Source organism: Streptomyces sp. NPDC028298 (assembly GCF_055565895.1).
Genome location: NZ_JBVHTL010000001.1, coordinates 928709 through 950802, shown reverse-complemented (window position 1 = coordinate 950802; position 22094 = coordinate 928709). Strand labels below are relative to the sequence as shown.

At 72.0% G+C, this 22094-nt stretch carries 17 protein-coding genes; 8 read left to right on the top strand and 9 right to left on the bottom strand.

What is annotated here, in order from left to right:
* Positions 1–618 precede the first annotated feature (618 nt).
* Positions 619–2739, top strand: a complete 2121-nt coding sequence (locus tag ACZ4TO_RS04270) for a glucose PTS transporter subunit IIA (RefSeq protein WP_468023378.1) — start codon at positions 619–621, stop codon at positions 2737–2739.
* A gap of 116 nt (positions 2740–2855) precedes the next feature.
* Complete coding sequence (locus ACZ4TO_RS04265; protein ID WP_382779097.1) at positions 2856–3737, top strand: PRD domain-containing protein; 882 nt, start codon at positions 2856–2858, stop codon at positions 3735–3737.
* 128 nt (positions 3738–3865) lie between these two features.
* Here ACZ4TO_RS04265 and ACZ4TO_RS04260 read toward each other — a convergent pair whose 3' ends face one another.
* On the bottom strand, positions 3866–4285 hold the full coding sequence (locus tag ACZ4TO_RS04260) for a contact-dependent growth inhibition system immunity protein (RefSeq protein ID WP_468023377.1): 420 nt from the start codon (positions 4283–4285) through the stop codon (positions 3866–3868).
* A 356-nt stretch (positions 4286–4641) separates the two neighbouring features.
* On the opposite strand from ACZ4TO_RS04260, the gene kdpF reads away from it, so the two are divergent.
* Genes kdpF through ACZ4TO_RS04240 form a run of 4 tightly spaced genes read left to right on the top strand, consistent with a single transcriptional unit; the run spans position 4642 to position 9249 of the window.
* A complete protein-coding gene (kdpF, locus tag ACZ4TO_RS04255; RefSeq protein WP_037896654.1) occupies positions 4642–4731 on the top strand; it encodes a K(+)-transporting ATPase subunit F in 90 nt (29 codons plus the stop codon).
* 8 nt (positions 4732–4739) lie between these two features.
* Positions 4740–6401: a potassium-transporting ATPase subunit KdpA gene (kdpA, locus tag ACZ4TO_RS04250; protein WP_468023376.1), complete on the top strand. Its 1662-nt coding sequence runs from the start codon at positions 4740–4742 to the stop codon at positions 6399–6401.
* On the top strand, positions 6401–8536 hold the full coding sequence (kdpB, locus tag ACZ4TO_RS04245) for a potassium-transporting ATPase subunit KdpB (RefSeq protein WP_468023375.1): 2136 nt from the start codon (positions 6401–6403) through the stop codon (positions 8534–8536). Before kdpA ends, kdpB begins: the two co-directional genes overlap by 1 nt.
* 5 nt (positions 8537–8541) lie before the next feature.
* Positions 8542–9249: a potassium-transporting ATPase subunit C gene (locus ACZ4TO_RS04240; RefSeq protein WP_468023374.1), complete on the top strand. Its 708-nt coding sequence runs from the start codon at positions 8542–8544 to the stop codon at positions 9247–9249.
* 312 nt (positions 9250–9561) lie between these two features.
* Here the strand turns inward: ACZ4TO_RS04240 and ACZ4TO_RS04235 are convergent, their stop codons facing one another.
* Positions 9562–10119 carry a universal stress protein gene (locus ACZ4TO_RS04235; protein WP_468023373.1) on the bottom strand — a complete coding sequence of 186 codons (558 nt, stop codon included), beginning with the start codon at positions 10117–10119 and terminating at the stop codon, positions 9562–9564.
* 323 nt (positions 10120–10442) lie between these two features.
* Between ACZ4TO_RS04235 and ACZ4TO_RS04230 the strand changes: the two genes are divergently transcribed.
* Together ACZ4TO_RS04230 and lysA are read left to right on the top strand one after the other, a co-directional pair.
* Positions 10443–10823: an SAV_915 family protein gene (locus ACZ4TO_RS04230; RefSeq protein WP_468023372.1), complete on the top strand. Its 381-nt coding sequence runs from the start codon at positions 10443–10445 to the stop codon at positions 10821–10823.
* Between the two features lie 11 nt (positions 10824–10834).
* The gene (gene lysA / locus ACZ4TO_RS04225) at positions 10835–12334 is read left to right on the top strand and encodes a diaminopimelate decarboxylase (RefSeq protein ID WP_468023371.1); all 1500 of its coding nucleotides are present in this window, start codon (positions 10835–10837) and stop codon (positions 12332–12334) included.
* A gap of 147 nt (positions 12335–12481) precedes the next feature.
* Here the strand turns inward: lysA and ACZ4TO_RS04220 are convergent, their stop codons facing one another.
* The 7 genes from ACZ4TO_RS04220 to ACZ4TO_RS04190 all read right to left on the bottom strand — a co-directional run bounded on the left by ACZ4TO_RS04220 (position 12482) and on the right by ACZ4TO_RS04190 (position 22034).
* The gene (locus tag ACZ4TO_RS04220) at positions 12482–12835 is read right to left on the bottom strand and encodes a transcriptional regulator (RefSeq protein ID WP_468023370.1); all 354 of its coding nucleotides are present in this window, start codon (positions 12833–12835) and stop codon (positions 12482–12484) included.
* Positions 12832–13302, bottom strand: coding sequence for a hypothetical protein (locus ACZ4TO_RS04215; protein WP_468023369.1), 471 nt, complete (start codon positions 13300–13302; stop codon positions 12832–12834). The genes ACZ4TO_RS04220 and ACZ4TO_RS04215 overlap by 4 nt, the downstream gene beginning before the upstream one ends.
* Positions 13303–13562: 260 nt before the next feature.
* A complete protein-coding gene (locus tag ACZ4TO_RS04210; RefSeq protein ID WP_468023781.1) occupies positions 13563–14600 on the bottom strand; it encodes a class I SAM-dependent methyltransferase in 1038 nt (345 codons plus the stop codon).
* Positions 14601–14839: 239 nt separating this feature from the next.
* Complete coding sequence (locus ACZ4TO_RS04205; RefSeq protein WP_468023368.1) at positions 14840–16099, bottom strand: glycosyltransferase; 1260 nt, start codon at positions 16097–16099, stop codon at positions 14840–14842.
* Positions 16096–16917 carry an alpha/beta fold hydrolase gene (locus ACZ4TO_RS04200; protein ID WP_468023367.1) on the bottom strand — a complete coding sequence of 274 codons (822 nt, stop codon included), beginning with the start codon at positions 16915–16917 and terminating at the stop codon, positions 16096–16098. The genes ACZ4TO_RS04205 and ACZ4TO_RS04200 overlap by 4 nt, the downstream gene beginning before the upstream one ends.
* A 3-nt stretch (positions 16918–16920) precedes the next feature.
* Positions 16921–17280 carry an acyl carrier protein gene (locus ACZ4TO_RS04195; protein ID WP_382779129.1) on the bottom strand — a complete coding sequence of 120 codons (360 nt, stop codon included), beginning with the start codon at positions 17278–17280 and terminating at the stop codon, positions 16921–16923.
* Between the two features lie 5 nt (positions 17281–17285).
* Complete coding sequence (locus ACZ4TO_RS04190) at positions 17286–22034, bottom strand: type I polyketide synthase (protein WP_468023780.1); 4749 nt, start codon at positions 22032–22034, stop codon at positions 17286–17288.
* Positions 22035–22094 lie beyond the last annotated feature (60 nt).

Sequence of the window (22094 nt, the reverse complement as noted above, 5' to 3'; positions counted from 1 at the left end):
AGTCGATTCGGCCGGTTCGCGTGCCCGAACATTGAACGGTTTCAATCGGGTGGACGAGGGCCCGCGCCGACTGGGCGCGGCCGGCTGGAGGGGAGCGTGAGCCTGCGGCGGCCGACGGCCGGAGGGCCAGCCGCCCCGACGGCCGGCGGGTGTGTCACCCGCCTGGATGCACGCGGGTGCCGACCCTGGCCGGGCGCCGTGCCGCGAGGTGGCAGAATGCTCCGGCGCCGCCTGGTGCTGCCTGGTGCCGCCGGTCGTGTCGGCTGCTGACCGGCACTGAGCGGCGCTGACCGGCACTGCCCGCTGGCGCGTGGTGGCCCTGCTGCCGACCGGCGTGGCCTGCTGTTTCCCGCCGCCGCCCGGCGGTGAGTGCCCGTCGAGTGGTGATGGTCACGAACGGCGTCGGAGGCCCTCGCCGCGCTGCTATAGTCATTTCCGATCGATCTCGATCGCAGGATTGTTACTCCCTACGGAGACGCCCCCGGCGTCCGGTTTGAGGGAGGCAAGGCCTGGGTGGCGCCCCGTGCGCTTCCCGGGCCTTTTTTGTTGCCCCGGTCCATGTGCGAGAGATCGCGGACCAAGGCAAGACGGCACGAATCAGGGATGCAAGGACGCGTCATGAACACACCCACACCCGGTGCGCTGGCGGAGCAGATCCTCAGCGGCGTCGGCGGAGCCGAGAACATCGGGAGCCTCACGCACTGCGCCACGCGGCTGCGCTTCGAGCTCCACGACGGCAAGAAGGTCGACCAGGCCGCGCTCGACGCCCTCGACGGCGTCATGGGCACGGTGCCCCAGTCCGGCGACCGCTTCCAGATCGTCATCGGCGGAGCCGTCGCCGGCGTCTACTCGGACATCATGAACCTGCCGTCGATGGCGGGCGGCGCCACGGCGCGTCCGCAGTCCGACGCCGAGGTCAAGGCCGAGATCCGCGCCAAGGGCCGCGGTCGCTTCGCCTGGCTGGACAACTTCTTCGAGTACCTCTCGGACTCGTTCCGTCCGCTCCTGGGCGTGCTGCTCGGCGCCTCCCTGATCATCGCGATCGCCTCGATGCTCGACGCCTTCGGCGTGGTCGACTTCCGCTCCGCGGACAAGTCCGCCACCTGGGTCTTCGTCGACTCGATGTGGCGCTCGGTGCTGTACTTCCTGCCGATCATGGTCGCCTACAACGCGGCCAAGAAGCTGAAGATCGACCCCTGGGTCGGCGCCACCGTGATGGCCGCGGTGATGACCCCGAACTTCACGGGCATGATCGGGTCCAAGACCCCCGGCGTCACCACGACCACCAACACCACGCTGGGCACCTCGGAGTCCGTGGCCCACGTCTTCGGGCTGCCGATGCAGCTCAACGACTACGGCGGCCAGGTGTTCGTGCCGCTGCTGATGGTCGCCCTGCTCGCCCTCGTCTACAAGGGCCTGAAGCGGATCTTCCCCGAGAACGTGCAGATGGTCTTCGTACCGTTCTTCAGCATGCTGATCATGATCCCGATGACCGCGTTCCTCATCGGCCCCATGGGCGTCTGGGCCGGCAACGGTCTCGGCACGGGTCTGTCGTGGCTGAACGGCAACGCCCCGATCGTCTTCGCGATCGTCATCCCGATGCTGTACCCCTTCCTGGTGCCGCTCGGTCTGCACTGGCCGCTGAACGCGCTCATGCTCGTGAACATCAACACCCTCGGGTACGACTTCATCCAGGGCCCCATGGGCACGTGGAACTTCGCCTGCTTCGGCGCGACCGCCGGTGTCCTGCTGCTCTCGATCCGGCACCGTGAGAAGGACATGCGCCAGACCGCCACCGGCGCCCTGGCCGCGGGTCTGCTCGGCGGTATCTCCGAGCCCTCGCTGTACGGCATCCACCTGCGCTTCAAGCGGATCTACCCGCGCATGCTCGTCGGCTGCCTCGTGGGCGGTGTGATCATCGGTCTCCTGGGCGGCGTGAACACCAAGGCCTTCGCCTTCACCTCCCTGCTGACCATCCCGGTCTTCGACCCGATGATCAAGTACATCATCGCGATCTCGGCGGCCTTCTTCACCTCGATGGCGCTCGTGTACTTCGCGGACTACCGCACCAAGGAAGAGCGCGCCGAGGCCAACGCCGAGCGTGACGCGGCCGAGACGGCCGCCGGCGGCAAGGCCGTCGTCCCCGCCCAGACCGCCTCTGCCCAGACCGTCGCGGCCGACGACCGTGAGCTCGTCGGCGTCGGTGCCGCCGCCGCTGCCACCGGTGCCTCCACCGGCAGCGTCCCGGGCGCTGCCACCACGGCCGAGACTCCCGCCGCCGGAAAGGGCCTCGAGCTCACGGCGCCCGTCGCGGGCCGTGTGATCGGCCTGGGCGAGGTCGAGGACCCGGTCTTCGCCTCCCGCGCGCTCGGCGAGGGCGTGGGCATCGAGCCGGCCGACGGCCGCGTCGTCGCCCCGGTCGACGGTGAGCTGATCACCGTCGCCGACACCGGCCACGCCTTCGGCATCCGTACCGCGAACGGCGTCGAGGTCCTCATCCACGTCGGCATCGACACCGTGAAGATGCAGGGCGAGGGCTTCGACGTGCGCGTCGCGGCCGGGCAGAAGATCGCCGCCGGCGACCTCCTCGCCGAGGTCGACCTCGACGCCGTACGCGCCGCGGGACACCCGGCCGTCACCCTGATGACCGTCCTCAACACCGCGGACATGACCTCGGTCGAGCCGCACGTCGGGCAGGACGTCACCGCCGGCACCCCCGTGGTGACCGTGCGACGGTGATCAGCCCCGCTTGACGCCTACGATCCGGCGCGTGCACGCCTCCCGCGAGGGACGCGTGCACGCGCCGCGTCGGCGTTCGGGAGACCATGGAGATCGGACGGAAAGGAGGGCCGGCGGTGAAGGCTGTGCGTGTCCTGAACAACAACGTGGTCCTCGCGAGCGACGAGAAGGACCAGCCGGTCATCCTGACCGGGCGCGGCATCGGCTTCAGCTCCCACCAGGGCAAGCCCGTCGACCCCACGCTCATCGAGCGCGTCTTCGTCCCGGCCGACGGCCGCGACCCCGCCGCGGGCCCCGTCCCCGACGCGGACCCCGCCCGGCTGGCCGAGGCCATGGCCCTCATCAGCGAGGAGATCCTGGAAGCCGTCGTGACCGCCCTCGGCGACGCCGGCATCGAGGGCCGCGAGTCCACCCGGCCCACCCTCGCCATCGCGGTCGCCGACCACGTCGCCGGAGCGCTGGACCGGGCCGCGCGGGGCATCGTCATCGAGTACCCGCTGCGCGCCGAGGTGCAGACCCTGTACGCCACCGAGTACGCCCAGGCGCAGCTCCTGCTCCAGGCCATCAACGAGCACGTGACCCCGCAACTGGAGGCCTCCGAGGCGACCCCGCTGGCACTGCACCTGGTGAACGCGGGCTTCGTCTCGGGCGACCTGTCCTTCACCTACACGATGACCGGGGTCATCCAGCAGATGCTCGCGGTCATCAGGGAGCGGTACGGGCTGGACGTCTCGCACGAGTCGATGAACGTGGCGCGGTTCATCACCCACGTGCGCTATCTCTTCGTACGGATCCAGCAGCGCCGGCAGCTCAAAGGCCACGAGTCCACGATCGGGAAGGGCATCCGCCAGTACTACCCGGAGGCGACCCGCACCGCGCAGCAGCTCGCGACGATCGTCGAGCTGCGCCTGGGCCGCCAGCTGAGCGAGGACGAGGTCTCCTACCTGGCGCTCCACGTGGCCCGCATGACGATGGAGGCCGACGACACAGCGGCGTGAGCCACGAACCGGCCCCGGCCTGACACTCCCGGTCGCCCCCGAGCGGACTGCTCATCCCTGTCGCCGGTGAGCGTCCTGCCCAGCGAGGTACGTCCCTCGGCCGCGTGGTACGTCGCCCGAACCCGCTGTCAGACTTCGTTCCCCGGCAGGGTTGCGAGGAACGCGTCGATGTCCTGACGGAGGTAGCGTGAGACCTCGGTCAGGGTGGCGACGGTTTCCTTGAGCTCGTGAGCCAGCTCAGGGGCGGTGGCCCAGACTTCCGGCTTTCTGGTGATGACCGCGTACAACAAGTCGTCGTCGAACCAGCCGCCCTCGGCCTGCTTCGACGCGGTGTCCCGCAGAATTTCCACCGCCACCGGCAGGAGCCAGGGCAGCCCCACATCCTGCCCGATCAGCCGCGCCAGCTCGTGCGGCGCCAGTGTCGCGACCGGCCGGCGCCGCAGCTCGTACACGTTCCGGACCATGGGGGTCGAGTCCGCCGGAGGCGCAGGCCAGCGAAGCCCCTCCAACTCCTCGAGGGAGCAACCGCGATCGAAGGGCTCGGGCATTGTCGGATCCTCTCGTGCTCCGCGGCCGTGGGCGCGAAGGGCATGACTTCTGGAGTGCGTCCGCGCTGTTCATGGTAGGTATCGGCGTCGCCCGCAGCCGCCGTCCCCCGTGGCCGATCAGGCCTGATCGGCGGTGCGGATCGGTGGTCGACGTAAGGGTCCCGTCAAGGCCGGGAGCGTCGGCGTATGGGAGCCGTCAACGGGGGCCGGATCCGGGCGGAGCGGAGGTTTCCTCTAAGCGTCCGATGCAATAGGAACCTCCCCTAGGAGTTCGCGATGGCCGATCTGGCCTTCGTCGTCACCACGATCGCGTTGTTCGCGCTGGTGGCCTTCGTCGCCAAGGGGGTGACGAAGCTGTGACCGCCGAGAACGTCGTCGGCCTGATCGTGGCCGTCGCCCTGCTGGGCTATCTGGTCCTTGCCCTTGTCTTTCCGGAGAGGTTCTGAGCACCGATATGAGCCCCGTCCTCGCCGGCGTCCTCCAGTTGCTCGCCCTCATAGGCGCGCTGGCGCTCGTCTACATCCCCTTCGGTACCTACATGGCCCGGGTCTACTCCTCCGAGAAGCACCTGCGGGTCGAGAAGTGGGTCTACAAGGGCATCGGCGCCAACCCGGACGCCGAGATGACCTGGCCCGCGTACCTCCGCGCGGTCCTCGCGTTCTCCGCGGTCAGCGTCCTGTTCCTCTACCTGCTCCAGCGGCTCCAGGGTGTGCTGCCGGGGTCGTTGCACTTCGACGCGGTCAACCCGGCCCAGTCGTTCAACACCGCCGTGTCGTTCGTGACGAACACCAACTGGCAGTCGTACTACGGCGAACAGACCATGGGCCACGTCGTGCAGACCGCCGGTCTGGCCGTGCAGAACTTCGTCTCCGCGGCGGTCGGCATGGCGGTCGCGGTCGCGCTCGTCCGCGGCTTCGCACGGTCGCGCACCGGTGAACTCGGCAACTTCTGGACGGACCTGGTGCGTGGCACGCTGCGCATCCTGGTGCCGGTCGCGGCGGTCGCCGCGGTGATCCTGGTGGCGTGCGGGGCGATCCAGAACTTCTCCGGCATCCACGAGGTCGGCCAGTTCATGGGCGGCTCGCAGCAGTGGAACGGCGGCGCGGTCGCGTCGCAGGAGGCCATCAAGGAGCTCGGTACCAACGGCGGCGGCTACTTCAACGCCAACTCCGCCCACCCCTTCGAGAACCCGACCCCGTTCTCGAACCTCTTCGAGATCTTCCTGATCCTGGTGATCCCGTTCGCGCTGACCCGCACCTTCGGCGTGATGGTCGGCTCGGTCAAGCAGGGATACGCGATCCTCGCCACGATGGCCACCATCTGGATCGGCTTCACCGCCCTGATGATGGCGACCGAGTTCCACCACCACGGCGCGGCCTTCGACCTCGCGGGCGGGGCGACGGAGGGCAAGGAAACCCGCTTCGGCGTCGGCGCCTCGTCCATCTTCGCCGTGGCCACGACCCTGACCTCCACGGGCGCGGTGGACTCCTTCCACTCCTCGTTCACCGGACTCGGCGGCGGCATCACCATGCTGGGCATGCAGCTCGGCGAGATCGCGCCCGGCGGCACCGGATCCGGCCTCTACGGCATGCTGATCATGGCGATCATCGCGGTGTTCATCGCCGGCCTGATGGTCGGCCGCACCCCCGAGTACCTCGGCAAGAAGATCGGCGGCCGGGAGATGAAGCTCGCCGCCTGCTACATCCTCATCACCCCCGCGCTGGTGCTGGTCTTCACCGCGGCCTCCATGGCGCTGCCGACCCCGCCGCACTCGATGCTCAACTCCGGCGCGCACGGGTTCTCCGAAGTCCTCTACGCCTTCACCTCGGCGGCCAACAACAACGGCTCGGCGTTCGCCGGCCTGAACGCGAACACCGACTGGTACAACACCATGACCGGACTCGCGATGCTGCTCGGCCGCTTCCTGCCCATGGTGTTCGTGCTGGCCCTGGCCGGTTCGCTCGCGGGGCAGAAGCCCGTCCCGGTGACCGCGGGAACCCTGCGGACCGAGAAGCCGCTGTTCACCGGCCTGCTCGTGGGCGCGGTCCTCATCATCACCGGTCTCACGTACTTCCCGGCCCTCGCCCTGGGCCCGCTCGCGGAAGGACTCGCGTGATGACCACCCGTACAGAGAAGGCAGAGGACTCGATGTCCACAGCCACACCCACCAGGGCGCCGCACAGCGACGTCCCCACCGCGCACAAGCCCTCGGACGGCCGTGTCGGAGCCGGTCTCTTCGACGCCGGACAACTGATCAAGTCCGTGCCGGAGGCGTTCCGCAAGCTCGACCCCCGGGTGATGGTCAAGTCGCCCGTGATGTTCGTGGTGTGGGTCGGCTCGGTGCTCACCACCGTCTTCTCCTTCAAGGACCCGGGCGACTGGTTCGGCTGGACGATCAGCGCCTGGCTGTGGCTCACCGTCCTGTTCGCCAACCTCGCCGAGGCGGTGGCCGAGGGACGCGGCAAGGCGCAGGCCGACACCCTGCGCAAGGCCAAGACCGACACCGTCGCCCGCCGGCTGCTGACGGACGGCTCCGAGGAACAGGTGCCCGGCACCGCGCTGACGATCGGCGACCTGGTCGTCTGCGAGGCCGGTGACATCATCCCCGGCGACGGTGACGTCGTCGAAGGTGTCGCCTCCGTCGACGAGTCGGCCATCACCGGCGAGTCGGCCCCGGTCATCCGGGAGTCCGGCGGCGACCGGTCGGCCGTCACCGGCGGTACGAAGGTCCTCTCCGACCGGATCGTCGTCAAGATCACGACGAAGCCCGGCGAGACCTTCATCGACCGGATGATCGCCCTGGTCGAGGGCGCGGCCCGGCAGAAGACGCCCAACGAGATCGCGCTGAACATTCTGCTGGCCTCGCTGACGATCGTCTTCCTGCTGGCCTGCGCCACACTGCCGCCGCTCGCGGCCTACGCGGGCACCGACCTGACCATGGTCGTGCTGGTGGCCCTGCTGGTCTGCCTGATCCCGACCACCATCGGCGCCCTCCTCTCCGCGATCGGCATCGCCGGCATGGACCGGCTCGTGCAGCGCAACGTGCTCGCCATGTCCGGACGCGCGGTCGAGGCCGCCGGTGACGTGTCGACGCTGCTGCTGGACAAGACCGGCACCATCACGCTCGGCAACCGGCAGGCGTCCGAGTTCGTTCCGGTGACGGGGACGACCGAGGCCGAGGTCGCCGACGCCGCCCAGCTCTCCTCGCTGGCCGACGAGACCCCCGAGGGCCGCTCGATCGTCGTCCTGGCGAAGGAGCGGTACGGGCTGCGCGAGCGTCACCAGGGCGAACTCGCCGGCGCCGAGTGGATCGCCTTCACCGCCCAGACCCGCATGTCCGGCGTCGACGTCGACGGACGCAAGATCCGCAAGGGCGCGGCCGGTTCGGTCATCGCCTGGGTCGCCGAGCAGGGCGGCACGGTCTCCGCGGACGCCGGCACCCTCGCGGACCGGATCTCGGAGTCGGGCGGCACCCCGCTGCTCGTGGCCGTCGAGGACGTGCACGGCGCACGGGTCCTCGGTGTCATCCACCTCAAGGACGTCGTCAAGGACGGCATGCGCGAACGGTTCGAGGAACTGCGCCGCATGGGCATCAAGACCGTCATGATCACGGGCGACAACCCGCTGACCGCGAAGGCGATTGCCGAGGAGGCGGGCGTCGACGACTTCCTCGCGGAGGCGACTCCCGAGGACAAGATGGCGCTCATCAAGCGGGAGCAGGCCGGCGGCAAGCTCGTCGCGATGACGGGCGACGGCACCAACGACGCCCCCGCGCTCGCCCAGGCCGACGTCGGCGTGGCGATGAACACCGGCACCTCGGCCGCCAAGGAGGCCGGGAACATGGTGGACCTGGACTCCAACCCCACCAAGCTCATCGAGATCGTCGAGATCGGCAAGCAACTGCTGATCACCCGGGGCGCGTTGACGACGTTCTCCATCGCCAACGACGTCGCCAAGTACTTCGCGATCATCCCCGCGCTGTTCGCCGCCGTCTACCCGGGCCTGGACAAGCTCAACATCATGCACCTGTCCTCGCCCGACTCCGCGATCCTCTCCGCCGTCATCTTCAACGCGCTCGTCATCATCGCGCTGGTACCGCTCTCCCTGAAGGGCGTCCGCTACCGGCCGGTCAGCGCCGACAAGCTGCTCCGCCGCAACCTCGGAATCTACGGACTCGGCGGCCTGGTCGCCCCGTTCATCGGCATCAAGGTCATCGACATGATCGTCTCGATCGTCCCCGGGATCAGGTGAAGGACATGAACAACTCCTTTGTGAACACCGCCCGGTTGCTCGGCGCGGGTCTGCGGGCGCTGCTCGTACTGACCCTGGTGACCGGTGTCGTCTACCCGCTGGTCGTCACCGGCGTCGCCCAGGGCCTGTTCAACGGCAACGCGAACGGCTCGGAGATCAAGGCGGACGGCAAGGTCGTCGGCTCCTCCCTCATCGGCCAGTCCTACGACCTGCCGCTGAAGAAGGGCCAGGAGACCCCGGAGCCCGACCTCAAGTGGTTCCAGGGGCGCCCCGCCAACGGGCTGGGCTCCAACAGCATCAACACGCGGTACACGCTGATCCTCTCGGGCGCCACCAACCTGGCCGGTGACAGCGGCGCGGTCGACGGGACGTGCCCGGCGAAGCCGGAGGACGGCACGCTCTGCGCCCAGGTGGCCGCCGCCAAGGCCGCCGTCGTCAAGGACAACTCGGTACCTGGCTACAAGGTCGAGCCGTCCGCCGTACCCGCCGACGCCGTCACCTCCTCCGGTTCCGGCCTCGACCCGGACATCTCCCCGGCGTACGCCGAACTCCAGGTCCACCGGATCGCCGAGAAGAACGGCCTGCCCGTCGCACGGGTCGAGAAGCTGGTGGAGGACCACACCCAGGGCCGCACCCTCGGCTTCATGGGGGAGCCCCGGGTGAACGTCCTGGAGCTCAACGTCGCTCTGAAGGACCTCGCGGCGAAGCGGTGACGGCTATGGCCTTACGCGGCCCCGAGGGGAGCCGGCGGCCCGGGATTCATCCCGGGCCGCCGGCTCCCGCCGTCATGAACTCCGGTCCGGGCGTGCGCTGTTGCCGGGAGGAGCGACGAGGTACGGGGCGGCTGCCGGGCCGGGCGGCGTCGCGCCGACGGCGTATGACTTGCGGCATCGGGCGGCATCGGGCGGCATCGGGCGGCGTCGGGCCGACGGAATCGAGTGTCATCGGGCCGGCGGCATCGGGCGGGCTTCGGGGGTGGCCGCAGCGGGCCGGCGGCACCGGAGCCGGCCCGTGCCTCTGCTTGTCTACCTCGGATTCGTGCTCTCCCGTTCCAGGTCGCCGGTGTCCAGGCGCAGCCGCAGGGTGTTGCGGCGGTGCGCGGCCGTCAGCGCCGCCCGCAGCGGGGAGGGCGGGACCGCGAGCACGGGGCAGACGGCGTGGGCGAGGCAATGGCGGCCGACCGACGGCCACAGCGCGCGACGCAGCACGCCTCGGTCGCCCGCGCCGACGACGATGAGGTCGCCGTCCCGGTCGGCGACGCGCACCAGTGCCGGGCCGGGGGCGCCCCGGACGACGAGCGCCCGTCCGGGCAGCCCGCTGCCCGCGCCGCCGAACGCGTCCCGCAGCGCGTCCGTGAGCCGTTCCCCGGCGAGCCGTTCCCACTCCGGGACCAGGGCTCGCGTGGCCGGGAACCTGCGGGCGGTGAGATCCCCCTCCGGAGGCTCCCAGGCGACCACCGGCCAGAGCTCCGCGCCGCGGAGCCGGGCCTCGTCGGCGGCCCGGCCCAGAACGGTGAGGCACCCCGGTGAGTCGCCCACGCCGACGACGACGCGGGCGACCGGGGGACGGGGGGACTCGGACATCGTCTTCACCTTCCGCATGTGCCGACCAGGAGGTCCGGGCCGGCGATCCATCGGTCTACCGCCTCCATCTCACCGCCGTCCCCGTGCTCCCGGCAGCGCGCGAGCCCGTTCTTGGCGCTCCCCTGACGGCGCTCCGCGGGCCCTCCCACCAGCGGTGTCAGCGGCCCGTCAAAGTCGTCCGGCCTCTCGTCAACGTCCCGTCAGGACCGGTCCGGCCAGCGGGGGATGCGGGCATAACGTCGGCAGCGAACCCCGGTCCGCCTCCCCGCGTCCGGGGTCCCACAACTCCGATCCCACACTTCCCGCCCTTCGTGAGGCACCCCATGACAGAACTCCTTCACGGCGAGGACCCCGAGCCCGCCGATCGATTCCCGGCCGGACCCCTGTACGTACCGGTCCGGCCGGGTCCCTCCGGGTGCGCGGCCCGGCTCTTCCGCACGCCGCTCGGCCGGCGAACCGCCGTCGGCTTCACCTCCGAGCACCGGCTCATCGCCACCCTCGGCTCAGGCCAGGCCTGGATCCGGCTCGCCGAGCCCGCGCTGCGCGCGCTGACCGTGCCGCTCGGCGTCACCACGGTCACCGTCGACCCGCAGTTCACGGCCCCGGCGCCCGCACGCGTCACGGAGCCCGTCCCCGTGACGTCGGCCCCCGTCCCACCGGCCGGCCCGGTCACGCACGAGTTGTCCGCGCTGCGGATCGCCTGAGAGGAGCGACGATGACCACGGTTCACGAACCGGCACCCGCGACCACCGCCAGTACCACGCCGGGTATCCCCACCACCGCAACCGTCGCAACCGCTGCCGATGACGGACCCGGCACAGGCACCGCTGCGACCGTAACGACCGCCGCCACCAGGGCGATCGGCACAGGTACCACCGCGAATGCCACCGGGCCTGCGGCGACCGCCGGCACCGCAGCGGTCGGCCTGTCGGTGTGGCCCGCCTCCACCACCGAGGCCCCGCACGGTGATCTCGTCGTGGGTGGCGTACCGCTCGCCGAGATCGCCGACCGCTTCGGCGCCCCCGTCTACGTCCTCGACGAGGCCGAGGTCCGCGACCGCTGCCGTACCTACCGGGACGCCTTCCCCGACGCGGAAGTCCTGTACGCGGCCAAGGCGTTCCTGTGCCGCGCGATGGCCCACTGGATGGATGAGGAGGGCCTCGGCCTCGACGTCTGTTCCGCCGGCGAACTCGAACTCGCCGTCACCACGGGCTTTCCGCCCGAGCGGATCGTGCTGCACGGCAACGCCAAGTCCCCGCACGACCTGGAGCTCGCCCTACGGCTGGGTGTCGGCCGCATCGTCATCGACAGCCCTTCCGAGATCGCCCGGCTCGCCGCAGCCGTGGGCCCGGACGGCCATCAGAAGGTGATGGTCCGGGTGGTGCCCGGCATCAGCGCGGGCGGTCACGAGAAGATCCGCACCGGCACCGAGGACCAGAAGTTCGGCCTGTCCATCGCCGACGGCTACGCGGCGCACGCCATCACCCGCATACTCGACCAGCCGCAGCTCGAACTCACTGGTCTGCACTGCCACTTGGGATCGCAGATCACCAGCGTCACTCCGTACCGGATCGCCGTACGACGTCTGGTGGGCCTGATGAGCCGGCTCCACGAGCAGCACGGCCTGATCCTGCCCGAACTCGACCTCGGCGGTGGCCACGGCATCGCCTACCGCCCCGGCGAACCGGCCCTGGACCTCACCACGCTGGCCCGCAAGGTACGCGCCGAACTCGCCGACGCCTGCGCCACGGCCGGACTCCCGGTCCCCCGCCTGATCATCGAACCGGGACGGGCCATCGCCGGACCGGCGGGCATCGCCGTCTACCGTGTCCTGTCCGTCAAACACACCGGCGGGCACGTGTTCGTGGCCGTCGACGGCGGCATGAGCGACAACCCGCGCCCCGCCCTGTACGGCGTCCGCTACGCGCCCCGCCTGATCGGCCGGCACAGCACCGCGGCCCCGGCCCGGGTCACCGTGGTGGGCCGGCACTGCGAGGCCGGCGACATCCTCGCCGCGGACACGGACCTCCCCGCCGACGTACGCCCCGGCGACCTGCTCGCGGTCCCCGTGGCCGGCGCCTACCACCTGTCCATGGCCTCCGGCTACAACCTGGTCGGCCGCCCGCCCGTGGTCGCCGTCCGCGACGGCCGGGCCCGCCTCCTGGTCCGCCGGGAATCCCTGGCCGACATCCGCAGTCGCGACGTGGGCCTGTAACCGACCCCAGATCTCCGGACAGGCCGGCCCTCCCTCCCTCGGCGGTCGGCCTGTCCGGGCCTTCGTGCCTGGATGCCGGCCGCCTGCCTGTTCAGGGGCAGTCCTCCACGCCCGGCGCCGGTGCCAGACAGGCGCCGGGCGGCATGTCTATTCCCGTTCCCCCTCGGCACCACCGGCGCCCGGCACCTCGGCTCCGGCCCGGCGGGCGGCTCCGGCCAGCGCCTCCAGGGCGGCCAGGTGCGACGCGAGCGCCTCGCGGCCGGTCAGGGTGAGAGCGAGCCACGTACGGGGCCGCTTGCCGAAGTAGCCCTTGCGGACGCTCACGTAGCCGGCCTTCTCCAGCGAGGCGACCGTCTTGCTCAGTACGGAATCGGTGACCCCGCAGTAGTCCCGCACCGCGCTGAACTCGGCCTCGGCGCAACCGGAGAGGAACGCGGCCACGGTCAGCCGGGTGGGGTGATGGATCTCCTTGTCCAGGCCCGGCGGGCCCGCGTCGCTCACGACGCCTCCTGGGCGGCGGCGCGCCCGCGAGCGGCCTGCGTCCAGGACATCGCGCCGGCCACCACGCCGAACCCGGTGAACGCTCCGGCACCACCGAAGAGGAGGGCCCCCATCAGGCCCGCGGCGAAGGGGACCAGGGGCAGCACCCACGCGTGCCAAGCGGTCCCGCGCTCGCGCCGGGCGAACCAGGGCGCGACGCCCGAAGCGCGCTGAACCCTCCAGGTCACCACGAGGAACGCGCCCGCGCAGAGCAGTGCTGCCCCGAGGATCCAGCCCTGCCACCGGGGCCACCCCGGCGCCAGGCCGAAGCCGCTCATGGCCGCGGCGAGCAGCAGGCCGTGGACGGCGGGGTACCAGGCGGGCACCGACCGCGCCGACTGCCGTGCGGCGTTCTCGGCGGCCCGCGCGCTGCGCAGTGCCGCGGCGGCGGACTCGGCGCCGGGCCGCATCGCTCCTGAGGTGTTCATGGGTTGTCCGGCCTCCGCGCGTGGGGGTGTCGTTGCTGATGCCAGACTGGCATCTACTTTCCAATACGGCAAGTAGTTTCTGTCTCGGCGAGTACGGGCGCACGAAAGCCCCGCCGGAACGGATCCCGGCGGGGCCCTCGGCGAGACAAGTGCGTACGCACACAACGCCCCTGAGCGTGTGTCACCTATGGCAGGCGGACGTCACGCCAGGTCGGCGGGCGGCCTTGTCTCGCTCGCCGCCTCGGTGGCCTTACAGCCGGTCAGTCCCTGCGGGCCAGCAGGCGGTAGGCGTTGGAGACGCCGAGCCGGTGTGCGAGGGGGCGGATCGCGAAGCGGTCCAGGAGTGTGGCCAGGACCAGGGGCGGGATTCCCGCGACGAGCAGGGCCGTTCGCCCGGCCCGCCGTAGTGCGCCCGGTGGGTTCGGCAGCCAGGGCGCGTCCTCGCGCGGAGCGGCGTGGTCCAGCGCCAGCCAGGCCGCGGCGAGCAGGTCCACCGGATCGTGCGGCTCGGCGTGCTGCTGGGCCACCACCGTGAACCCCAGCTCCGTCAGTCGGTGGCGCAGATTGTCGACCGGCACGAAGTGCAGGTGCTGCGGCTGGAGCCAGGGCAGCCACCAGCGGCCCAGCAGCCGGGCGTAGCGGCTCTCGGGGTCTGGGACCTCGATGAGCAGATGGCCGCCGGGCCGTACCGCCTGCCACGCGGCCCGCAGTTCACGGTCGGGGTCGGTGCTGTGCTCCAGGTAGTGGAACATGCTCACCACGTCGTAGCGCGCGGCGAGTTCCGGTGCCAGGTCGAGGAAGGCGCCACGGTAGCCGTGCTCCACCCGGCCCTCGCGGGCCGCGAGTTCGACGCCGTCCGTGAAGTCGAGACCGTCGAACTCCGTGCGGGGCAGAACCTCGCGGGCCGTCGCGCAGAAGTGGCCGTGTCCGGTGCCGACGTCGAGCCAGGTCTTCGGGTCGGAGTCGTACGGCAGGATCGACTCGGCACGGTCCCGGTACATCTTGGTGCGGCCGCCGAACGTGTCGCCGAGTCTCTTCTCGCCGAGCCCGTCGTAGAAGTCGCGGTAGTAGAACTCCAGCCCGGCCTCGTTCAGTCGGGGGTTCTGGAAGACGTGCCCGCAGGCGTCGCACCGGTCGAGGACGAACCGGCCCGGCTTGTGCTGGAGCAGGTCGGTGGTGCGCAGCCGGGTGGTCAGCCGATCGGAGCCGCACCAGGGGCAGGTGGTGCGCGGTGGGTCGAAGTAGCGGTCCGTGCCCTCGGCCAGGTCGGCCAAGTAGCCGGGGCGTAGCCCTGCCACCTGCTCGGCACGGCTGGGCTCCCCGACCGGTTCCGCGGCGTTGGGCTTGGGTAGCTGCGCGGGAACCCGTCCCGCCGATTCGCGGGCGCCCGGCCTCAACTGCCCCCCGGGGTTGGGTCCGGCCGGTTCCTCGGCGTCGGGCCCGGGTGGCTGCTCGGCGTCCAGGCCGGCTGGTTCGCCGGCGTCCCGCCTGCCCGGCTCCTCGGCGGCCTGCCCGGTCGGGCGATCCGTCTGCTCACTCATCGGTACTCCCAGGCGAGTTGTTCGAGGCTGTCCGCCGCCGTGGATGCACCGCCGGCGGCGCGGAACGCGGTGCCGATCCGTTCGGCGGCCGCGCGGTGCCCGGGTTCGTGCAGTACGGCGTCGAGCGCGGCGCCCAGCCGGGCGGCCGTCACCCGGCCGAACCTGACCCGGACGCCCGCCCCCGCGTCCACCACCTGCCCGGCCACCACCGGCTGGTCGTCGCGGATGGGTGCCACCACGAGCGGAACCCCGTGCCACAGCGCCTCGCACACGGTGTTGTGGCCGGCATGGCAGATCACGGCGTCGACCCTTTCGAGGAGGGCGAGTTGGGGTACGGAGGGCAGGACCAGCAGGTCCTTGTCGTCGCCGAGTGAGGGTCGAGAGGTGTACGGAGCCCTTGTGGCGTCCGGGGGCGGGTCGTCGCCCCGTGACCGCCAGGCGGCGTCCGCGCCCAGGGTGTTCCCCGGGTCGACGACGACCCCCTGCACCCGGTCGGCCCGTCCGCGCAGGGCCTCCCGGCAGACGGCGAGGAAGCGCCCGCCGGCGTCCGCGTTCGCGGTGCCGAGCGTCACCAGCACCGTGGCCCGGCCGGGGTCGAGCCAGTCCCAGGGGAAGTCGGCCGCGGCCGGTCTGGCCGTGATCGAGGGACCGACCCAGCGGATCGGGCCGCCCCGAGCGACGGCCGGCGGACCGGCCAGCTCCACCGTGCTGAACGCCAGCACCAGATGCGGTGAGAACCGCGGATCGGTGTCGCCCGACGGAACCCCGACGGACCGGCGCAGGTCCGCCAGGCGCTCCGCCAGCCACTCCGTGACCTTCGGCAGCCCGGCCAGCGGGTCGCCGAACTCGGCCGAGGTGGTCGCCGAGGTGGCCCACGGCAGCCCCGCCCGCTCGGCGACCAGCCCACCGGAGAAGGCCTGTTGGTCGGCGACGACCACGTCAGGACGGAACGTCTCGACCGCCGCCCGCACCCCCGGCGCCATGGCCTCGGCCAGCGGCAGCAGATACCACTCCCACAGGAACTTCAGCGCCTCCGGCCCCCGCAGGTCGGCGGGCCGCCGGGCCTCGCCCACCCCCGGTACCGGCCCTGCGCACGGGAACACCGGGGCCCGGTCACCCGCGAGGCGCTCCACGAGATCGGGGTCCGCGCAGGCCCACGCCACCCGGTGCCCGCGCGCGAGCAGCAGGTCGGCGACCCCCACGGCGGGGTTGATGTGCCCCACCAACGGCGGTACCACGAAAAGGAATCCGCTCACCGAGCCTCGGCCCCCACGCTCCGGGCCGCCAAAGTCCCCTGGATCAGTTCCAGGATGTGTCCGCCCACGGTCCCGGGCGCTTCCACCAGGACCGAGTGCTCGTGCCCCGGGATCACCACCGTCCGGCAGTCCGGCAGCAACGACCGTAACCAGGGCGCGAGTTCGGCGAGGTCGGAGTCACCTCCGTACACGCCGAGCACCGGACGGCGCAGTTCGGCGATCTGATTGTCCGTCAGGACGCTGCTGGCCGGGATGTCCTGTCCGAGCGTGGTGTCCCGGGCGAGCCGGGCCGCGCCCCTGGCCAGCCGGGCCGTGTTGTGGCCGCGGTTCGCCGTGATCCAGGCGACGGCGTCGGGCTCGTTGTGCGCCAGTTGGGTCACCACCCGATCCAGGATGCCGCCGAGCTTCGACGCCCAGGCGGCGGTGGCCGGTTCGGACTCGATCAGCGTCACGCCGGCCACCCGCTCCGGGTGGCGGACCGCGAAACCGAAGGCGATCGTGCCGCCGTAGGAGTTGCCGACCAGGTGCACCGGTCCGGTCACCGCCAGCCGGTCCAGCAACGCCCGGAGATCGTCGATGTTGTGGTCCAGGGTGTAGCCCTCGGGCGGGCGTTCGCTGCGGCCGTGGCCCCGCAGGTCGTACATGACGACGTCGAGGCCGGCCGCCGCGAAGGCGGGCGCCACGGTGAAGTAGTAGCTGGCCAGGCTGTCGGTGAGCAGACCGTGGACCAGTACGACGGTCGCGGTGGCCGCCCGGCCGTCCCGGGGGCCGATCCGCTGTACGTGCAACCGGAGTCCACCGGCGTCGACCATCGCCATGCCTCAGCTCGCCTCCGCCGCCTTCAGGCTGGTCACGACGTAGGCGACGAGCTGCCCGACGGTGAGCCCGATGATCTCGTCGAACTCCATCCCGGCCAGGAACTCGGCGAAGTTGACCCGCCCGCCGTACCGCTCCTCCAGCAGTCCCGACAGCGTCACCAGGTCGATGCTCTCCAGCTCCAGATCGCGGTTGAACGTGGTCGCCATGCCGATCTCGACGTCGTCCAGGCCGTACTCGTCCTCCAGGAGCCGGGCGAGCAGTCCGGCGATGTCGGCGAGGACCACGTCCGCCTCGGCGGTGCGCGGGGTGGCGATGTCTGTAGGGCGGGTGGTGACGTCTGCGGGGTGGGGGGTGGCTTTCATGGGGCTTACTCCTCCTCGTGGGGGTGTCCCGTCGGTCCGAGCGGTCCCGTGGTCCAGGCCACGACGTAGGCCCGTTCGGTCAGTCCGGGCGGGTTCGTGGCAGGCGCGCACCGCACCGCGTAGGCGCGTTCCAGGCGCCCTGAGACGATCAGCTCGTCCCCGGCCGGTGCCGCCTCCAGCACGGCGAAGTCGCGTGGCCGGCCGCCGAAGCCGGTGCCCTCGGCCTTGGCGACCGCCTCCTTGGCGGCCCAGAACCGGGTGAACCACAGTGCCTCGGTGTCGCCGGTGTCGCTCGTGCTGCCCGGCCCGCGGGTGGCGGACAGCGCCCGCAGCAGCCGCAGTTCGTCCGCGCCGAGCACCGTCGCCATCGCCTGCCGGTCGCGGGCCGTGACCTCCTCGATGTCGATGCCGGGACCGGGAGCGGGCGTGTGCGGCCGTACGATCGCCACGCCCGCCTCGGCGCGGTGTGCGAGGGACACGTCCAGCGGGGGCAGCTCCCTGCCGTGCACCCCGGTGACGTACGGGCGGCCCATGTCGTCGTTGCGCACCCGCAGCTCCGCGGGAAACACCGGGTCCTCGCCGTGGTCCCACAGCCATTGCCGTACGGCGTCCTTGACCGCGATCCGGCCCAGCAACCACTGCCGCCGTCCGCGCGGTGCGTGCCCGGCGTACTCCGAACGCTCCTGTCCGCCCAGCGAGTTGCGCATGATGAGTTCGCGCGATGCCAGATCCGGCCACCGTTCGTGCACCAGCGACCAGCCGCCGGGACGGGCCTCGGACAGGGTGTTGCGCTCGGGGAAGCGCTCCACCGGCCGGGTGTGCGGGTCGTTGTCGAACCGGCGGTCCTGCCAGCCGCGCACCTCCGCCCACACCACGCCCGCCACCGAGAGCTGTACGTCAGCCTCCAGCACGGTGTCGGTGAGCGAGGTGATCCGCACCAGGCACGCCACCTCCGTCCCCGGGGCGGGGTGCGGGCCGTGGAAGCGCATCTCCCGCATCCCGACCGGGAACACGACCGTCCGCTCGGAGCGGGTCGCCATGATCCAGTAGCCGAGGATCTGGCCGACGTTGTCCAGCAGGGCGCCGGGTGCCGTCGGGGTGGTGATGACCCCGCGGATGTGCCGCTCGCCCAACGCGGTCAGTTCGGTGACTCCCTGGAACGCCGGACCGTGGAACATCCAGCGCTCGCCGTACAGTTGCGCCGCGGTGTGGAGCGGGGCGCGCTCGCTCGCGGGGGCGGTGCGCCAGCAGGCGGGCGGCGGGGCCGGGTACCCGGTGCCGAGTTCGACCGTGGCGCGGGCCCGGGGGCCGAAGGACATGGCGAGGCGGTCCGGTCCCACGGGCTCCGCCGTGACCCGCACGTCGACGGCGGGGGTGGCCGTCAGCCACTCCTCGAACCGGGCGCCGTGCACCGCGACCGGTACCCTGCCCCCCGCCGCCCGCCGGGCCGCGTCCATCAGGTGGTGCACGATCGTGGTCGCCGGGACGACCGGCCAGCGGTCGGCCACGTCCGGCCAGCCCGCCCGTTGCGGGAAGAAGCAGTGGTCGAGCAGGTACGGCATGGTCTCCGGGGAGACGCGGACGACCGAGGTTCGGGCGAGGGTGTCCGTCGCCGCGTCGCCGACCGCCGTTTGCGTTTCACCGCCCGCAGCTCGCGTCTCGCCGACCGTCGCCTGCGTCTCCGCGACGGGTCTGGAGGCGGGCATGGCGACGGGTCTGGAGGCGGGCGCGGAGGCGGGGTCGGAAGGTGGGGGCGTGGCGCCCGGCCGGCGAGCGGGCCGCGCGGTGATGAGTGCTGCCGCCGTGTCCGCGGTGTCCCGCAGCAGGGCGTCCAGTTCGGCGGCACCGGGGAACCGGTCGGCGAGCCCACCAAGGCCACCAAGCGCGCCCAGCCCGCCCGGCCCATTCGGCGCGTACCGCGCGGCGGCGCCCGGAGCGGGGGTGGCCGTCTTCAACTCAGCTCTCAGGTCGGCGAGTTCAGGCCCGTCGAGCGAGATCAGCGCGCCGTCCAGGTCGAGTCGTACGGGAGGCCGCGCCGACAGCGCCCCGCCGTCGGCGGTTCCGGTTCCTCCGATACTGGTTTCGGCTCCTGCTCCGGCTCCTGCTCCGGCTCTCGAAGTGGCAGCCGTACGAGGCCCGTTGGACAGGGCGGGAGCGACGGCCGCCCCCGCCGTCCACAGTGCTGCCGCCACCCGGCGCAACTGGGCGAGGCCGCTGCGGTGGGGGGAGTTGGCCGCCACGGTCAGATGGTCGCGGTCGCCGAGGGTGTCGCCCACGAGCGACCCGAGTTGCCCGGGGCCCACCTGGACGAAGGTCCGGTGCCCGGCCGCGTACAGCGCCTCGGTCAACTGCCGGAAGCGCACGGGTTCCAGCAGGTGCCGGACGAACAGATCACGTACCGCCTCTTCTCGTTCGGGGAACGGCGCCGCGGTCGTCCCCGACCACACCGGGACGGTCGCCGGATGCAGCCGGAACCGCCGCGCCGCCTCTCTGATCGGCCCGAGGTAGGGCGCCAGCATCGGCGTGTGGAAGCCGGACCGGAACGGCAGCACCTGGCCGAGTACACCGCGGGCCCGGAACGACCGGATGAAGTCCTCGACCGCGTCGTCCGGCCCGCACACCATCGACTGGCCCGGCGCGTTGTCGTGGGAGAGAACCAGGCCCGCGCCCGTGAACTCCTCCTCCAGGGCGGCCAGTACGCGCTCGGCGGGTGCGCCGACGGCACCGAACGCGAGACCCGGCACCGTGACCGTGTCCGGATCGAAGCCCGCCATGAAGGCGTCGACCTCGTCCCCGGAGTACAGCCCGGCCACCGTCATCGCGGTCCATTCGCCGACGCTGTGCCCGGCGACCGCGTCCGGCACGACACCCAGGCGACGCAGCGCCGCGTCGAGAAGGCGTCCGACGGCCACCACGCCGAGGCCGTGCCGGCCCACGTCGCCGACGGGGTCGCCGTCGGGCAGCGCCCGGGGCAGTCCGAAGTACGCGGCCACGTCGTCGACGCGCGCGGAGAACTCGCTCTCCAGACCGGGGAAGACGAAGACGAGCTTGCCGTGCCCAGGACCGAGCAGGGGGCCGGGCCGGAACCAGACGTCGCCCCGGCCGTGCCAGGCGCGGCCCCGGCCGACCGCCCGGCGGGCCAGCGCCAGCCGTTTCGCGGTCGGGTCGACGATGCCGAGCCGGGCCCGGCCCGCGGCCGGATGGTCGAGCGCGGGGTCGAGCCCGGCGGCGCGTACCGCGGCGTCGTCGGTGTCCAGGAGTGCGGCGAGCTGTTCCGGACCGTCCGCGGCGAGCAGCAGGACCCGTTCGGGCTCGGTGACCCGCACGGCCGGGCGCGCGGCTGCCGGGGCGGGGGCCGTCGTGACGGGTGCCGGTGCCTCCTCCAGCACCACGTGCGCGTTGATCCCGCCGAAACCGAAGGCGTTCACGGCGGCCCGGCGCACCGGCTGACCGGACGAGACTTCCCAGGGGACGGCTTTCTCCAGCGTGCGGAAGCGGGTCGCCGCCAGCGCCGGATGAGGGTCGTCGCAGTGCAGTGTCGGCAGCAACGTCGCGTGGTGCACCGCGAGGGCGGCCTTGACCAGTCCGGCCACCCCGGCGGCGGGCATGGTGTGGCCGATCATCGACTTCACCGAGCCGATCACCGCGCGGTCCGTGCCGGGTTCTCCGGCGGGGCCGAACACCGCTCCGAGCGTGGCCAGTTCGGCCGCGTCGCCGGCCGGGGTCGCGGTGCCGTGCGCCTCCAGCAGCCCGACCGAGCCGGGCGCGGCCGGGTCGAGCCCGGCGGCGAGCCATGCCTGCCGCACGGCACTCGCCTGACCGCCGGGATCGGGGGAGACCAGGCCGGCGGCCCGGCCGTCGCTCGCGACCCCGGTGCCCCGGATCACCGCGTAGATCCGGTCGCCGTCGCGCCGGGCGTCGGCCAGTCGCTTCAGTACGACGACTCCGGTGCCCTCGCCGACGAGGAGGCCGTCGGCGTCGCGGTGGAAGGGGCGGATGCGCTCGCTGGGGGAGAGGGCGCGCAGTTGGGAGAAGACGCTCCACAGGGTGATGTCGTGGCAGTGGTGGACGCCTCCGGCGAGCATCAGGTCGCAGCGGCCCGAGGAGAGTTCGCCCACCGCCTGGTCGACCGCGACCAGCGACGAGGCGCAGGCGGCGTCCACGGTGTAGGCGGGGCCGCGCAGGTCGAGCCGGTTGGCCACGCGGGAGGCGGCGAGGTTGGGCACCAGGCCGATCGCCGACTCGGGGCTGTCGGGGCCGAGCCGGTCGGTGAACGCCGCTCGCACGCGCTGCAGTTGAGTGCTCGTCAGGTCTGGTAACAACTCGCCCAGAGTGCGTACCAGTTGCCCGGCCGTGCGCACTCGCTGGTCGAGCCGGACCAGGCCCGGGGTGAGATAGCCGCCCCGGCCGAGGACGACACCGACGCGCCGCCGGTCGGGAAGCCGGTCGGGGCCGCCCGCGTCCTCGAGGGCCGCGGCTGCCACGTGCAGGGCGATGAGCTGGTCGGGCTCGGTGCCGGCGACCGAGTTCGGCATGATCCCGAACCTGGTCACCTCCACCTCAGCCAGTGCGTCCACGAACCCGCCCCTGCGGCAGTACACCTGGTCGGCCACGGCCGGTGCGGACGCGGTGCCGGGGCGGTAGTAGTCGGCGTCCCAACGCCCGGGCGGCACCTCTCCGATCGCGTCCACGCCGTCCCGCAGGTTGAGCCAGTACGCGTCCAGATCCCGGGCCCCCGGCATCAGCACGGCCATGCCGACGATGGCGACCGGAACCTGCCGCCGGGTCACCGGCTGTTCCGCCGTACCGGCCGC

Coding starts and splice junctions, on each gene's coding strand:
- ACZ4TO_RS04270 (WP_468023378.1), top strand. CDS start 619: ATGAACACACCCACACCCGGTGCGCTGGCGGAGCAGATCCTCAGCGGC.
- ACZ4TO_RS04260 (WP_468023377.1), bottom strand. CDS start 4,285: ATGCCCGAGCCCTTCGATCGCGGTTGCTCCCTCGAGGAGTTGGAGGGG.
- kdpA (WP_468023376.1), top strand. CDS start 4,740: ATGAGCCCCGTCCTCGCCGGCGTCCTCCAGTTGCTCGCCCTCATAGGC.
- kdpB (WP_468023375.1), top strand. CDS start 6,401: ATGACCACCCGTACAGAGAAGGCAGAGGACTCGATGTCCACAGCCACA.
- ACZ4TO_RS04240 (WP_468023374.1), top strand. CDS start 8,542: ATGAACAACTCCTTTGTGAACACCGCCCGGTTGCTCGGCGCGGGTCTG.
- ACZ4TO_RS04235 (WP_468023373.1), bottom strand. CDS start 10,119: ATGTCCGAGTCCCCCCGTCCCCCGGTCGCCCGCGTCGTCGTCGGCGTG.
- ACZ4TO_RS04230 (WP_468023372.1), top strand. CDS start 10,443: ATGACAGAACTCCTTCACGGCGAGGACCCCGAGCCCGCCGATCGATTC.
- lysA (WP_468023371.1), top strand. CDS start 10,835: ATGACCACGGTTCACGAACCGGCACCCGCGACCACCGCCAGTACCACG.
- ACZ4TO_RS04215 (WP_468023369.1), bottom strand. CDS start 13,302: ATGAACACCTCAGGAGCGATGCGGCCCGGCGCCGAGTCCGCCGCCGCG.
- ACZ4TO_RS04200 (WP_468023367.1), bottom strand. CDS start 16,917: ATGGCGATGGTCGACGCCGGTGGACTCCGGTTGCACGTACAGCGGATC.
- ACZ4TO_RS04195 (WP_382779129.1), bottom strand. CDS start 17,280: ATGAAAGCCACCCCCCACCCCGCAGACGTCACCACCCGCCCTACAGAC.
- ACZ4TO_RS04190 (WP_468023780.1), bottom strand. CDS start 22,034: ATGGCCGTGCTGATGCCGGGGGCCCGGGATCTGGACGCGTACTGGCTC.